Raw genomic sequence first — 14,452 nt, forward strand, 5'->3', positions numbered from 1 at the left:
TCGTCCGTCCGCGCGCTGATCTGCGCAGACCCGCGAGAGCGGACGGACGTCCGCGCGGACGTTTGGTCAGGCGCACCAGCGTCCGCGACTGACCCGCCGGGCGCGGCCGGCTGCGGCGAGCACTTGGGGCCGGTCGTAGATCCAAGTGCGTCCCATGCCGGTCGTGTCGATGAGTTCCGGGATGCTGAGGCCGTCGTCGGACGCTTGGACGAGCGCGGCCAGAAGCACCCGTTCCGGTTGAGCAACCCGAGCTCCGGGGCGATAACTCCCGGGCGTTCCGCCTGGTAGCCCGAATTTTTCTCCTATTGGAGAATGCCTTCGGCGCAGATAGGATGCGGGAAAGAGAGCCCGATTGACCTTTTGCCGGAGGGGTGAAGTGACAAGCGGCGCTCTCATGTCCTCGTTACCCGTCATCGCCCTCACGATGTCGACAGTTGTCTTCGTCGCATTGTTTTCGAGGCAGAATGATCGGCGTCAGCGAGCAATGAAGATCTTGGAAATGTTGCTCCGTGCTCAGCACCGCGGTTCGTCGGAAGAGTTGAGCCCAAAGGACGATGATCGACCGACGGTCTGATCTCAATGTCCGTCTGCTCGTCCGTCCGCGCGCTGATCTGCGAAGACGCGCGCGAGCGGACGGACGCGCGGACGTCCGTCCGCTCAGGCCCGCCAGCGCCCGCGGCTGACCTGCCGGGCGCGGCCGGCGGCGGCGAGTGCCTGGAGCCGGTCGTAAATCCAGGTGCGTCTCATGCCGGTCGTGTCGATAAGTTCCGGGATACTGAGGCCATCATCGGGTGCCTGGCCGAGCGCGGTCAGGAGCGCTTGTTCCGGGTCGTGGTTGGCAGCCTTCGGTGATTCGAGGGCACGCGGCGGACGGTCGATCGCGGCTCGGGACAGCGGGTCGAGATCAGGCCGCTGGTCGGCGTAGCGCGCGGCGGTCTCCCGTACATGGTCGTCGGTGACGAGGTAGGCGCGGGCTCATCTACTCCCGTTACGTGACCGGCTGGCTGGTCGCCGCCGCCGAAGACGCGATCGTCGCCCGCGATTTCCTGGCCACCGCGGTCACCGGCAACAGAATCGAGCCGCACACCATTCACGCTGACCGCGGTGGCGCCATGACCTCGAAACCGGTGTCAGAGATGCTCGTCGACCTCGGAGTCCTACGATCGCATTCCCGGCCGAGAACGTCGAACGACAACCCATACTCCGAAGCCCAGTTCAAAACGATGAAATACATGCCCGACTTCCCCGACCGGTTCGGATCGATCACCGACGCCCGCGCCTTCTGCGACACATTCTTCACCTCCTACAACCACGAACACCGCCACTCCGGGATCGGCTGGCACACCCCGGCGTCGGTGCACTACGGCACCGCCGACCAGATCCGCCGACACCGCCAGACCACCTTGGACGCCGCCTACGCGCAGCACCCCGACCGGTTCACCCGCCGACCCCGCGCACCCCAACTCCCGGAGCAGGCCTGGATCAACCAGCCAACAACACAGACACAAACCGTCTCAATTTGACTTGACAAATACCGCTTTCGCCTTCCCCGGCCTCGCCACCGGCCGCCCTTACTGAAGGCGCGAGGCTAACTACCTCGCGATGGTCGCCGCCGACATCAACAACCATCAACAACCGACCGCGTAAGATCTTCGACTGGAAGAAGCCCTCCGAGATATTCGCCGAACTCGTCGAGGAAAACTTTCCACCGCCTGAACTCGCCGAGTTTTACCAGGTGCGCCACTCGTCAGTTAGGTCTTCCCGCAAAACACCGTGGCGAGCAGCTAAGTCGTCAAGGTCGACACCCGCCTCGGCGATCGTTTGATCGATGTACTGGCACAGCATGGTTCGCTCAGCGGTGGCAATCGCATCGGCATCGTACTCCTCATTTAGCGAGTTTAGCTCCAGGACGACCCTTCGGATGACGGCAATGGCATTGTCGCCCGCCGGGAGCCTCAGCTCGGATACGTCCTGTTCGAAAGCGTCGAAGATCTCATCGAAACGCTGCAACAGATCTGAAGGAAACAATCCAGCCGTAACTGCAAACCCCTCCTCCAGCGTACCCTCAGCAACAAGACGCGCCTCTTCCGTAATGCCGTCGCGCCATTCACGTGTTGGCCTAATTGCCAAATTGTTCACCTCAACCACATTTGCCGCCAGGGCCTGTTCCGTAAAGCTTATACATGATCGGATTATTGGTGTTGTAAGGAAGCTTCGCCTTGCCGCCGAGTTCGTCGAAGGTCTCACTTTCAAGCTGGTTGAGGTCCACACCTGGCCTAGGAAGCCGATAGTCGATGTCCGCTATGTTTCTTGCGAGTGAATCCAGCCTTGGTGAGAGTGCCTTTCGGCCCAAAGTGTTGCCTCCACCGCTCGGAGACGTTTTTTCCTGGCCAACATACTTATCACCAGAATCCAACGTAATGATATAAACACCGGGAGCTCTAGGAAGGCCGAACCGGTCAGGCCCAGGCGCATTGTGCACCAGGAGGGTCATTCAAAAGTAAGTCGACGTCTGTCGACGTTGCAGTGAGTGACTCTTCAGGGGTGGCCGCGACTGGCGGCTGGTCGTCCTGATTGGACGCGGCGGCTGGGATCCTATAAATCAACTCAGTTGTGTGGACTCAGATGATCGAGGGCCAGCCGCCGCGGGCTGAGCGTATGACAGGACTGACGACCGGACAACTCAGCGACCTTGTCGGTCGGGTCCGGGAGGTTGTCGGCCCGTGGGAGAACCCACCGGTCGGCCGGCCTCACGTGTTATCCCTGCCGGCGGCGGTCGTCGCGGTGCTGTTCGGGCTGCGGCACTGCTGGGCTCGCTGTTCCTGGTCACCGGCAAACGGCTCGGCGAGCTACGGCGGGACCGCGGCGGCCGAGCGGTCCTCGCCCTCTACTCCGCGACCTGGCTCCAACAGACGCTCACGATGACACTCACGGGCACCGTCATCGCGTACGCATGCTGGGCTTTTGAATTCTCTGGACCTGACGCCTCGCTGCCATTGCTCGGGCTGTCGCTGGTGCCGTTCCTGGCCGGACTGATGCGCTACAGCCTGCTGGTCACTCATGGTGACGGCGAGGCACCCGAGGACCTCCTCGCCTCGGACCGGTTCCTCCTCGTCAGCGGCTTCACCTGGGCGGCCATGGCAACCGCCGCGATCTACCTCGGATAAGAGAGGACACCGGGTACGGATCCTGCTGATGGCGACGAGGCCGCCCCGGCCCGCCGAAGCAGCTACCTGGCCGCCGTCTACGGGTCCGCAATAGGGGAAGCCCCCGACAGCGCCAAAGCCGTCATAGCAGTAGTATACCGAGTATGATACCAACCGAATCCGAGGTGGCGCCGTGAGTTTCCGGCATGCCATGCTCGCGTTGCTGAGCGAGGGCCCGAAGTACGGGCTGCAGCTGCGCCACGAGTTCGAGGCGCGCACCGGCGAGGTCTGGCCGCTCAACGTCGGCCAGGTTTATACGACGCTGCAGCGTCTTGAACGCGACGGCCTCGTCGAGCCCGACGACACCGGTGACGACGGTCCGCAGAAGGGATTCCGGATCACCGCGCAAGGGGCCGAAGATCTCGCGACGTGGCTGCAGACTCCCCCGGACCTGAGCCTGCCGCCCCGCGATGAGCTGGTCGTCAAGGTGCTGATGGCGCTGCGGGTACCGGGGGTCAACGTACACGGGATCATCCAGGTGCACCGCAGGTATCTGGTCGAGCTGATGCAGCAGTGGACCCGCCTCAAAGAGGACGAAGCGGGCTACGACCTGGCGTTCGCGCTCGCCGTCGACGCCGAGATATTCCGGCTCGACTCAGTGGTCCGGTGGTTGGACACCGCCGACGGGCGACTCAAGCGGGCCGCCGTCGAGCCGGCCCAGCCGGCTCCGGCCGGGATACCGCGGATCCGCCGCCGGGTCGGGGTGCGGCCATGATCGCCCTCGAACTTCGCGCCGTGTCCAAGCACTACGGTGACGACCGCAATCGGGTCGACGCACTCGTCGAAGTGGACCTCACCGTCGAGCCCGGCGCACTGGTCGCGGTGATGGGCCCCAGCGGCTCGGGCAAGTCCACGCTGCTGACCATCGCCGGCAGCCTAGAGGACCCGACAACCGGAGAGGTGCTGGTCGCCGGCGAGCCGTTGTCGGCGATGTCCCGCGACGCGAAGGCCCGGCTGCGTCGCCGCTCGATCGGCTACGTCTTCCAGGACTACAACCTGCTGCCCGGCCTGACCGCAGTGGAGAACGTCGCGATGCCGCTGGAGCTCGACGGCAGATCCGCCCGGACGGCCCGCACCGCCGGGATGGAGGCCCTGGAGACCCTCGGCCTCACCGAACGGGCCGAACACTTCCCCGACCAGCTGTCCGGCGGCGAGCGCCAGCGGGTCTCGATCGCCCGCGCGATCGTCGGCGAACGCCGGCTGCTGCTGGCCGACGAGCCGTCCGGCGCACTCGACTCGGTCAACGGCGAGGCCGTGATGCGGCTGATCCTGGCCGCCTGCCGGCAGGGGGTGGCCGCGGTCTTCGTCACGCACGATGCGCAGCTCGCGTCCTGGGCCGACCGGGTGGTGTTCATCCGCGACGGCCGGGTGGTGGACCAGACCACCCCGGCGGCCGGCGTGGAGTCCCTGCTGCAGAGCAGCCCGCACCGCGGGCCGGACCGATGACCGCCTCCGTGCTGGACCGCCCGGCCGCGCCACCGAACGGCGGCCCCGCCGCGCGCCGCGCGGTGATCCGCTGGGCCTGGCGGCTGCTGCGCCGCGAGTGGCGCCAGCAGCTTCTGGTCCTGGCGCTGATCACGGTCGCGGTGGCCGCCACGGTCCTCGGCGCCGGGGTCGCGACCAACGCCCCGCCACCGGCCGGTGCCGGATTCGGTACCGCCGATCATCTGGTGACCCTGCCGGACCGGGCCGATGTCGCCGCGATCGCGCAGCGGTTCTCCCCGGTCGACGTGATCGAGAATCAGCCACTGCCCACCGGCCTGGCCGGCAGTGCCCAGCTGCGCGCCCAGGACCCGGGCGGCGCGTACGGGCGACCGATGCTCGCCCTGGTCTCCGGCCGCTACCCGAGCGGGCCGGCCGAGGCGGCGATGACCGCGCAGCTCGCGGCCGCGCTGGGCCTTCGGGTCGGCGACATCTGGCCGGGGCCGGCCGGGACCCGCCGGGTGGTCGGCGTGGTCGAGAACCCGCAAAATCTCCTCGACGAGTTCGCGCTGGTCGCACCGGGCCAGCTCGCCCACCCGGGCGAGGTGAGCGTGCTGTTCGACGCGGGCGCGGCGGACACGGCCGGGTTCACCTTCCCGCCCGGGGCAGTCCCGCTGACGCCGACGCCGCCACCCGGGGTAAGTCCGGAGTTCATCGTGCTCGCGCTGGCCGTGGTCGGGCTGATCTTCATCGGTCTGGTCGCCACCGCCGGATTCACCGTGCTGGCCCAGCGCCGGCTTCGCGCGCTCGGCATGCTGTCCGCGCTGGGTGCCACCGACCGTCACATACGGCTGGTCATGCGGACCAACGGCACCCTCGTCGGCGGACTCGGCGCTCTGGCCGGCGCGGTCATCGGCGTGGCGGCCTGGACCGTGTACGCGCCGCGCTACTCCGTCAGCGTGAACCACCGCGTCTCCTGGACGAGCCTGCCATGGTGGCTGGTCACGGCCGCGATGGTGCTCGCCGTGGCGACCGCGACGCTGGCCGCCCGCCGACCGGCCCGGACGATCGCGCGGGTGCCGGTGGTCTCCGCGCTGTCCGGCCGGCCGGCTCCGGTGAAGGCGACACACCGATCGATCCGGCTGCCACTCGCGCTGCTCATCGCCGGCCCGGTGATGCTGTTCTTCTCCGGCGGCTGGGGGTCGCGGTCGACCACCCAACAGCTACTGCAGCTCGGCGGCCTGGCGGCCAGTGCCGCCGGGCTCATGTACATCGCCCCGGTCGTAGTCGGCATGCTCGGCGCGATCGCCGGGTGGGCGCCATTCACCTCCCGGGTGGCGCTGCGCGATCTCGCCCGATACCGGTCCCGGTCCGGGCCAGCACTCGCCGCGAGCAGCTTCGCGGTGTTGATCGCCGTGCTGGTCGCGCTGATCTCGACCGGCCGGTTCACCGACTCCGTCGATTACGTCGGACCCAACCTGCCGCACGACCAGCTCATCGTCTACGCCCCCGGCGACGATCCGGCCGACCACGGTCCCAGCCCTGCGACGCCACAGGCGAACACCGACCCGAAGGCCGCCGCGGCCGCCATCGCCGACGCGCTGGGCAGTAACGACGTGCTGGCCCTCGACTCGGTGCGCGGCGGCCTCGCCCAGTGCCGGGGCGGTGCCCAGGAAATCTGCGGAAGCAACGGCAAGCTGTACGTGGCCACCCCCGAGCTGCTGTCGCACTACGGCATCGGCCCGAACGACATCGCCTCCGGTACGCAGCTGCTCACCTCACGCCCGCACCTGACCGGCCTGTCCGGCCTGAAGTTGGTCGGCTTCGCCCTCGACCAGTTCGGCAACGGCATCGACAACCCCCGCATCCAGACCACCGACCGGCTACCCACCGGCACCTCACAGCCGAACCTGCTGGTCACCCAGCAGGCGGTGGACGCCCTCAAGCTCGAGGTGACGTCGGCGGCGGCGTGGCTGATTCAGCTACCGCAGCCGTTGACCGCAACCCAGATCAACTCCGCCCGGCAGATCGCGGTACGCAGCGGCCTGACCATCGAGACGTCCAGCCAGCAACCTTCGCTCGACGAGGTCCGCAACTACGCGACCGCCACCGGCGTACTGCTCGCCCTCGGGGTGCTGGCCATGACGGTTGGGCTGATCCGCAGCGAAACAGCCGGCGACCTGAGGATCCTGGCCGCGACCGGGGCCCGGCGCCGCACCCGGCGCACGCTCACCGCAGTCACCGCGGGTGCGCTCGGAACCCTCGCCGCGATCCTCGGCACGGCAGTCGCATACCTGGCCACCGTGGCGTTCTTCCGCAGCCAACTCTCGGAGCGGATGAGCCAGCCGCCATGGCTCGACCTGTTGCTGGTCGTCGTCGGACTGCCCGTGGCCGCGACCCTCGGCGGCTGGCTGTTCGCCGCCGGCGAACCGGCCACGATGGCGCACGCGCCGATCGAGTGAAACCCCGACGAGAGCCCCGCACCCGCCTTTTCCTGGGCGATGCGGGGCTCTCCGGCGTTGGCGATGCGCACCCAGACCGGCCGCGCCTCCCGGCCTCATGCCCCGATCTGTGTCCGGTTCCACCCCGATGGCGGGGTTTCTCGGCGGGGAAATCCTCAAGTCTCGCGGTTCGGGTGGTCCGCAACCCGGCGGCACCTGTCCGGGACCGGGGCCCGCACCCCGCAGACCGGAATCTCTTCTCATGCCCGGCCGAACAGCGGCCGGACAAGCGGGGGGAAACCAAATCTTGCGGATCAAGCTGCAGAAGTCGATGACCGTTCTGGCCGCCGTGGCCGTGGGTGCCACCGCCGCGCTGGCCGGTACCGCCGCCGCGCAGGCTGCCCCCGCCGCCGCCCCGGCCGGTTGTGTCACCGACAAGCTGCTGGTCCCCTCGTGTGGCGTGCTGTGGGGTGCCGCCGCGGGCGGATTCAGCACCCTGCCCCGCGACCAGGAGTTGAAGACCTGGGAGAAGATGTCCGGCCGCACCTCCACGATCTACCACACCTACCACAAGGGCGACGAGGTCTTCCCCACCGCCGCCGAGATCGCCATGACGAAGGATCCGGCCAAGCCGCGGGTGCTGTTGCTCAACTGGCGTGTCGAGTACGGCTCCACCTGGGCCAACGTCGCATCCGGCAAACTCGACGCACGGATCGACAAGTTCGCCGCCCGGGTCAAGTCGACCTACCCGCAGAAGTTCTTCCTGGTGCTCAACCACGAGCCCGAGGACGACGTCAACCCGAAGGCCGGTTCCGGGATGACCGCCAAGGACTTCGCCGCCTCCTACCGCCACGTGATCCAGCGGCTGCACGCCAAGGGCGTCACCAACGCCATCAACGTGGTCGCGTACATGGGTAACGAGAAGTGGATGGCCCAGTCCTGGTGGAAGGACCTCTACCCGGGCGACGACGTCGTCGACTGGATCGGCCTGGACTCCTACGTCTCCGCCGAGAAGAACTACTACCACTACGGCAAGTTCGCCGACCTGCTCGACCGTAAGGCCAAGGGCGGCACCGGCTTCTACGACTGGGCCGTCACCAAACACCCCAAGAAGCCGATCATGGTCGCCGAGTGGGGCGCCTACCACCGCGTCGGCAGGGTCACCGACAAGTCGGCGCCGTTCAACAGCGTCCTGCCGGAACTCGCGAAGCGCCCCGCGATCAAGGCCATCGTCTACTTCGACACGAAGAAGGACGCCTTCGGCGACCGCGACATCAGCATCAACAGCACCAAGACCAGCCTGACCGCGTTCCGCAAACTCGCCACCAACCCGCTGTTCAACGTCAAGCTCGCCTGACACGAACACAAGATCCAACCACGAGCCGCCCGGCACACCACCGGGCGGCTCGTTCGCTTTTCCGGCGGGGCGCGCTCGGCAAGCCCGTCGCGGCGCTTAAGTCCTAGCCGGGGGGTCGTAGAGCTGCCGGGTCGGAGCGGTCTGCTCCGCCGCTGAGGAGGACCGAGACTCGGTATTCGCGCCGTCAATCTCTCTCGATCGTCATGGACTCTCGCGTGCAGACCGCGTCGACGTGATGGCTGCGGAGGTAATCGGCGACGTCGCCGTTCGCCAGCTCCGGGCGCAGTGCGGCGGTGATATCGCGGAGGAGGCGGTCTTCGCGCAGGTACAGCGTCCTCGGCCGTCCAGGTTCAGCGGCGGCGGTACCGCTCAGTCCGTGACGGCAGCGGTACCAGGCGCGGTCGTGGGCCCAGTGCGAGATCATCCGCCGCCTGCAGATGCCGCATCGCAGCACGCCGACGAGTTGGTAGTGGTGACGCTGCCCGCCCCCGGGTCTGGGGAGCGCGGAGACGCTCTGAGCGGCGATGAACTCTTTCTCGGTGACGAGCGCCGGGTGCGCGGGCCGGTCGGAGATGACCCAGTCGCACCGCCTGTTGGGGCCGTGTGCTGGGCTGCCGGTGCCAGGAACACCGATGGCGGTGTGATCGGGGTACCGGCTGTGGTGTCGGTTCCAGATCTGGTGGCCGGTGTAGCGGGGGTTGGCCAGGATTGCCGCGACGGTGGTCACCTCCCAACCGGAGGCGTTGCGGTGGCGGTTGCGTGCCCGATCGTAGGCGGACGGGCAGGGCACCCGGTGTTCGTTGAGTTCACGGGCGATACCGGCCATGCTGCAGCCTTGCAGGCGCCGATCGAAGATCCGCCGCACGTACCCGGCGGTGACCGGATCGGGGTCCAGGCGCTGGAGTCGGCGTCCCCACCGGGCGTGGCTGGCGTTGGGGTGCGGGCCGACGTCGATGAGTCGATATCCATACGGTGGTCGGCCGCCGAGGTAACGGCCTTGGTATCGGGTCTGAGCACGCATCGCCTCCGTGGCGCGATGCCGGGCCCGCTGCACCTCATGCGTGGAGCGTGCGCCGAGAGCGATCAGGACCGCGCGATGAGCCGGGTCGTCGAGATCGACCGGTCCCAGCGTCTCTGGCAACCACAGATCAACGCCATGCGCGCGTAGCGCCAGGGTGAGCTTCCCCCGCTTTCATGGAGCGGTCTTCGTGGCGTCAGCTGCGAGGATTTCTAGATCATTTGTCGGCTCGATGTCCGTGCTTCAGATGACGAACCGGGAGACCAGGGCCTTGAGGTCGCTGGACATCTTTGCGACCTCTTCAGCGGCGGCGTGCGTTTCGACGACGCCGGCGCTGGCGATCTGGCTGGCGCCGGCGACCGCCGAGACGTTGCTGGCGATGCCCGCCGAGGCGCCCGCGGCGTCGGTGACGCTGCGGTTGATCTCCTGGCTCGTGGCCGTCTGTTCCTCCACCGCGGAGGCGATGGTCGTCTGGTAGTCGCTGATCTGAGAGATGACGGCGGTGATCCCGGCGATCGCCTCGACGGCCTTGCCCGTGTCGCGCTGGATCGCCTGGACCTGTTTGGCGATGTCCTCGGTCGACTTGGCGGTTTCCTGGGCGAGGTCTTTGACCTCCGTGGCGACCACGGCGAAGCCCTTGCCCGATTCGCCGGCGCGGGCGGCCTCGATGGTGGCGTTGAGGGCGAGCAGGTTGGTCTGCTCGGCGATCGCGGTGATGGCCTTGACCACGTCGCTGATCTGCGCCGAGGACTCGCCGAGCTGGGCGACCACGGCCGTGGTCGACTCGGCGACCGTGACCGCTTCGTTAGCCACGCCCGCGGCCTGCCCGGCGTTACGGGAGATCTCCCGGATGGAGGCACCCATCTCCTCACTCGCCGCGGCGAGCGCGGACACGTTCTCCGAGACGTCACCCGCGGCGCGGGCAACAGCCTCGGCCTCGGCGCTCACCTCGTCGATGCCGCCCCCGATGGTCGCAGACACCGCGGTGAGGTGCTGCGCGGAGGAGGCGAGCTCGGACGCCGAGCGGTCCAGCTCGGACAGCGTGGTACGCATGCTCTGCGTCGCGTCGTTGAGCGCCCGCCCCATCGTGCCGATCTCGTCGCCGGACCGCACCTCGACCCGCTGAGTGAGATCACCCGCGCTGACCCGCTCCAGGACGGCCGCCATTCGCTTGATCGACCGAACGGTCTGATGGATCACCACCCACGCGACCCCGAAAGCGAGGATAAGGCCTGCCACCAGGATGACGATGACGAACAGTCGGTTGCTGCGGTACGACTCCTGAGCCTGGGTCGCCTGTTTTGCGGCCAGGGCGGTCTCGTCGTCGATCAGGGACGTGATGACAGCGCCAGACTTGGCCAGTCCCGGAGTCAGTTCCTTGAGGCCGGCCAGGTACACCATGCTCTGACCAGCGGTGGCCGCCGGCAGCAGCGTCGAGTCACGAGCCGTCCGGAAGGCGGCGAGCGACTGCCCGACCTGGCCGGTGCGCGCGTCCCCGCCCAGCGAACCCAGCTCCGCGTACTGCTTCAGTGCGCCGTCCTGTACCGCGTCCTCGGCCTTGATCTGCTGGATCAGCGCCGCGACCGCCTGCTGATTCGGTGCCGAGGCCAGCAGCGTCAGGTTCAGCAAGCTACGCAAAGCCGACGCCCGCAGCGTCTCCAACGCGGCAGTCGGCAGCAGGGCGTTCTGGTAGGTACGCCGGGTCGCATCGTTGGCCTCCTGCTGCGCGACCAAGCCAACCCAGGCGGTGACGAACGCGGTCGCCGCGACCAGTGTCATGGCGATGAAGAACTTGACCGCCAGCGGCAGGTCACTCAGCCGGCCCAGACCTCGGCGCCGCTTCACGTTCGGGTGCCGCGACTCGTCGAGCGTGGGCTGCATCGGCTTGCCCTCCTGACAGTGTCGTGCGTGATCGCCGCCCAGCCAAGCCGGCAAGATGACCATCTGCATCGCCGCACAAGAACTGAGCGCTCCGCCACGCCGCACCCGTACTGCACCGTCGACGCACCGGTCGTCACCGCTCTGCGGTCGACCTTCGCTCGAAGGCGTGACCGCAGCCCGATGCCGGAGCATGGAGTACATCTTCATAATGCCGCAAAACGGGCCTGATTATGGGGCCTTCTCGCCGGCGGTCAGGACGGACCCGGCCCTGAACCCGGCTCGGGTTGACGTTCGAGCCGGGTTCAGCGTCGTGCCGTCATCTCGCCGCGGAGACAAATCCGATGATGATCGATGCGTACGGGGATGGCCCCGCCGCCATCGCCTGACGGCGGGACAGTGCCGGGGAAATCGGTCATGGGTCAGGGGGCGGTGGCCAGGCGTGTGGCGTGGCCGGTGGGCCGGGGCTGCATAACGGCCGTGCCCTGTGGCGGGGTGGGTTCCTGCGCGTTGACGCCGCGTGGGGCGGGTGGTGAGGTACGCGTTGGTGGCTGCGGCCAGGACGACGAGATGAAGTCGTCGAACTCGGCGCGGAGCAGGTCCTCGTCGCTGGCGATGAGGTCGGTGAACTCCTCGTCGAACCAGCGGTCCCACTCCGGGGGCAGCCCCGTTCGGTCCTGCACCGTGATGTCGATCATTGCTGCTCACCTCCCGCCACGCCCGTTTCGAGGGCTCCCTTTGGCGAACCGCCTGGGTCAGCCGTTGATCACTTTCTGGTTGATGTGTTCGCGGCCGGCTATCCGCACAGCCACATCCAAGGCGGCGCGCTACTACGCCGCCTTCACCATTGACCACCTGCAGCGGCAGCGAATCGTTCAAGCAAGTCTTGCACCGGACTCGGTGTCGGTGGTCTACGCAGGCCGGTGCTATGTACGCAGTAGGTCGAGGTCGCGGCCACGCGCGACGGCTTCGGTACGTGTGGAGCACTGCAGTTTCCGGTAGATCGCGGCGACGTGGGCGGCTCGACGAGCCCGTCGAAAGTCCGCCAAAAGTCCTTGAGCCGGTCACTCGCATCCGCGTCTACGAAGCAGGCCACGCCGGCGTCGACGCCGAGACCGAAGAACTCGCCGAAGCCGAGATCGATCGTGTTCTGCCCGTCGCGCAGCGCCAATTCCCACCGCACCGGCGGCTGATCACCGACGTCGAGGCGCGCGGCGCAGACTCGGCTATGGCCGGAGTCGTCGGTGAAGGTGGCGAGGCTGATCGAGACCGGGTACGTCCCGGGCGGCACGGTGACGGTGACGGGCTCGGCGTCGAGTTCCAGCGACGAAGGATCGGCAGCAATCACACGGCCGGAGCTCAGGGGGCGATCCTGCGGTGCAGCCTGCCCGCGTTCGGCGTCGCGTTCGGGGCGTTCCTCGCCACCCGGATGCCGATGGCGCTGCTGGCCCGTCCCGCGTACGCCACCCCGCTCACCACCATCGAGCCGGTCCCCGTCGGCGGCTCGAAGGACCAGGCGGGGCACCTGTCCGGCTTCGCCGACTGGATGGATCGAACACGGCTACGCAGACGCCACCGGGCGCAGGCTGAGCTGGACCGAGTACTACGAGTTGGAGGGCGCCGCCAACCGGGCCGGCACCAACCTCAACCAGTTCCTGCACGCGCGGGGCATCCAGCAGTTCGGGATCTGCCACCCGGCCGACCGGTTCTGGACGTTCCAGCTCATCGAGGCGGCCCTGTTCATCGCCGTCACGGCGGTCCTGATCGGCGTGGTGGTGTGGCGGGCAGGGCGCCGTATGATCTAGTGCCTTGACCGTCGCACCGGCACCGTCACACGGCTGGTGACACAGCGAGACAGACGAGACGAGCGAGACAGAGGTGCCGCCGCACCGGAACGCGGAGCCTGGCCGGCAGGGTGGCCCCGCTGCGTCGGCAGGCGTTTCGCCGGGGCCCGCGCACCTGAGCAGAGCGAACGGTTACAGGAGGCCGTGGTTGCGAGCCTGAACGATAGCTTCGCGGCGGCGGCTAACACCGAGTTTGCGGTAGATCGATCTCACGTGTGCCTTGACGGTGTTGACTGAGACGTACAGCTCGGCGCCGATCTCGGCGACTGTCAGTTCGGACGGCAGGTGGCGTAGCACCTCAATCTCCCGGGGGCTCAGGGGTACCACCAGCGCGGGTGGGTGTCCGTGGCTGTTCAGGGCGGTCGCCGGGTCGTGCGGCTCCGTCGCCCGCCCGCGCCGGCGCCCGCGGGCTGCGGTGATCTGATCCCGGTTGTGCCGGTGACTGAACTGTCCATCGTGGCGGCGACTTGGCTTGGTTGCCCGGATTGCCCGGTGATGGTGACCAGTTCAGCTAACGCCCGGTCAACCGCCGAATGCCGCGCTCGCGCCACGTCACGATGGTGCTGGGCGCGCCGCCGCCGGTGACGGCCGATGGCCGGTGGCGCCAACGTGGCGGCACGCTCGTATATGGATGCCAGCTGGTCGTGTTTCTTGGCCTCGAGTAGCTCTGCTCGGATAACCGTCCAACCTGATCGTGCCGCCGCCAGGCGCCCTGCCGACACGGCCAGACCCGCCCGCGCGGTCGACCCTGCAGGCTGCTCTGTCGGTCGGGGTATCGCCGTCGGCGAGGCGGCCGAAACTGCTGACGGCCGTGGGACATCCACCCGTCCAAGGACGGCGAACGAGATCACTTGGTAGTCGTCCGACACTGGTCCCTGGTACATACGTAGCCCCTTCGGACTCCAGCTCCATCCCCGGTGACTCAACGCACAGGCCATGCGCACGACAGTACCGGGGGATACCAGTTGCGTCGATACCTGAGTCGATTTGGAATGGAGGCGGGCACGGGTTCGTGGCGATGGGGCATGGGTCGTCCCGATCGGGGGATTCGCCATCGTCTGGTGCGGGAGCCACCGGGGGTGATCGGAACCGCCTGAATCCCTCCAACAAGATCCACCCCGGCAGTCGCCGCGGTTGCTTGTCGGTGACGGCTTACCGTCGCGCACGCACCGCCCGGCTGGGCCACGCCCGCCTAAGCTTTCTGTTTAACGTTGATTTCGCCGTTTCGGGGTCTTGACCTGGGATTTCCTGATGGCGGGGTAGCGGGGTGCGGGCGTGGATCGGGA

General features: G+C 67.8%; 14 protein-coding genes. 7 read left to right on the forward strand and 7 right to left on the reverse strand.

The annotated features are described in order from the left end of the window. Nucleotides 1-992 precede the first annotated feature (992 nt). On the forward strand, nucleotides 993-1,523 hold the full coding sequence (locus AB0F10_RS38365; protein ID WP_360637091.1) for an integrase core domain-containing protein: 531 nt from the start codon (nucleotides 993-995) through the stop codon (nucleotides 1,521-1,523). 205 nt (nucleotides 1,524-1,728) lie between these two features. Here AB0F10_RS38365 and AB0F10_RS38370 read toward each other — a convergent pair whose 3' ends face one another. Next, complete coding sequence (locus AB0F10_RS38370; protein WP_360637094.1) at nucleotides 1,729-2,139, reverse strand: hypothetical protein; 411 nt, start codon at nucleotides 2,137-2,139, stop codon at nucleotides 1,729-1,731. 1 nt (nucleotide 2,140) lies between these two features. Next, nucleotides 2,141-2,494: a hypothetical protein gene (locus tag AB0F10_RS38375; RefSeq protein ID WP_360637097.1), complete on the reverse strand. Its 354-nt coding sequence runs from the start codon at nucleotides 2,492-2,494 to the stop codon at nucleotides 2,141-2,143. A gap of 229 nt (nucleotides 2,495-2,723) precedes the next feature. On the opposite strand from AB0F10_RS38375, the gene AB0F10_RS38380 reads away from it, so the two are divergent. The 5 genes from AB0F10_RS38380 (at nucleotide 2,724) to AB0F10_RS38400 (ending at nucleotide 8,426) form a co-directional block, all read left to right on the forward strand. Then, nucleotides 2,724-3,167: a hypothetical protein gene (locus AB0F10_RS38380; protein ID WP_360637100.1), complete on the forward strand. Its 444-nt coding sequence runs from the start codon at nucleotides 2,724-2,726 to the stop codon at nucleotides 3,165-3,167. Between the two features lie 172 nt (nucleotides 3,168-3,339). Next, complete coding sequence (locus tag AB0F10_RS38385) at nucleotides 3,340-3,921, forward strand: PadR family transcriptional regulator (protein ID WP_360637103.1); 582 nt, start codon at nucleotides 3,340-3,342, stop codon at nucleotides 3,919-3,921. Continuing rightward, a complete protein-coding gene (locus tag AB0F10_RS38390; RefSeq protein WP_360637106.1) occupies nucleotides 3,918-4,652 on the forward strand; it encodes an ABC transporter ATP-binding protein in 735 nt (244 codons plus the stop codon). The genes AB0F10_RS38385 and AB0F10_RS38390 overlap by 4 nt, the downstream gene beginning before the upstream one ends. After that, a complete protein-coding gene (locus AB0F10_RS38395; RefSeq protein ID WP_360637109.1) occupies nucleotides 4,649-7,090 on the forward strand; it encodes an FtsX-like permease family protein in 2,442 nt (813 codons plus the stop codon). Before AB0F10_RS38390 ends, AB0F10_RS38395 begins: the two co-directional genes overlap by 4 nt. A 286-nt stretch (nucleotides 7,091-7,376) precedes the next feature. Beyond that, nucleotides 7,377-8,426: a glycosyl hydrolase gene (locus tag AB0F10_RS38400; RefSeq protein WP_360637112.1), complete on the forward strand. Its 1,050-nt coding sequence runs from the start codon at nucleotides 7,377-7,379 to the stop codon at nucleotides 8,424-8,426. Nucleotides 8,427-8,610: 184 nt separating this feature from the next. Here AB0F10_RS38400 and AB0F10_RS38405 read toward each other — a convergent pair whose 3' ends face one another. From AB0F10_RS38405 to AB0F10_RS38420, 4 genes are all read right to left on the reverse strand, one after another. Next, entirely contained in the window at nucleotides 8,611-9,567 is a 957-nt protein-coding gene (locus AB0F10_RS38405; RefSeq protein WP_360637115.1) for a recombinase family protein, read from the reverse strand. A 120-nt stretch (nucleotides 9,568-9,687) separates the two neighbouring features. Next, nucleotides 9,688-11,325 carry a methyl-accepting chemotaxis protein gene (locus AB0F10_RS38410; protein WP_360637118.1) on the reverse strand — a complete coding sequence of 546 codons (1,638 nt, stop codon included), beginning with the start codon at nucleotides 11,323-11,325 and terminating at the stop codon, nucleotides 9,688-9,690. A gap of 419 nt (nucleotides 11,326-11,744) precedes the next feature. After that, nucleotides 11,745-12,020 carry a hypothetical protein gene (locus tag AB0F10_RS38415; RefSeq protein WP_360637121.1) on the reverse strand — a complete coding sequence of 92 codons (276 nt, stop codon included), beginning with the start codon at nucleotides 12,018-12,020 and terminating at the stop codon, nucleotides 11,745-11,747. A gap of 143 nt (nucleotides 12,021-12,163) precedes the next feature. Continuing rightward, on the reverse strand, nucleotides 12,164-12,847 hold the full coding sequence (locus AB0F10_RS38420; protein WP_360637124.1) for a DUF4241 domain-containing protein: 684 nt from the start codon (nucleotides 12,845-12,847) through the stop codon (nucleotides 12,164-12,166). An 85-nt stretch (nucleotides 12,848-12,932) separates the two neighbouring features. On the opposite strand from AB0F10_RS38420, the gene AB0F10_RS38425 reads away from it, so the two are divergent. Next, a complete protein-coding gene (locus AB0F10_RS38425; RefSeq protein WP_360637127.1) occupies nucleotides 12,933-13,127 on the forward strand; it encodes a hypothetical protein in 195 nt (64 codons plus the stop codon). A 171-nt stretch (nucleotides 13,128-13,298) separates the two neighbouring features. On the opposite strand, the gene AB0F10_RS38430 is transcribed toward AB0F10_RS38425, so the two are convergent. Then, nucleotides 13,299-13,493, reverse strand: coding sequence for a LuxR C-terminal-related transcriptional regulator (locus AB0F10_RS38430; RefSeq protein WP_360637130.1), 195 nt, complete (start codon nucleotides 13,491-13,493; stop codon nucleotides 13,299-13,301). Nucleotides 13,494-14,452: the final 959 nt, after the last annotated feature.

It is taken from the genome of Actinoplanes sp. NPDC026623, from assembly GCF_040638275.1.
Lineage (GTDB): Bacteria > Actinomycetota > Actinomycetes > Mycobacteriales > Micromonosporaceae > Actinoplanes.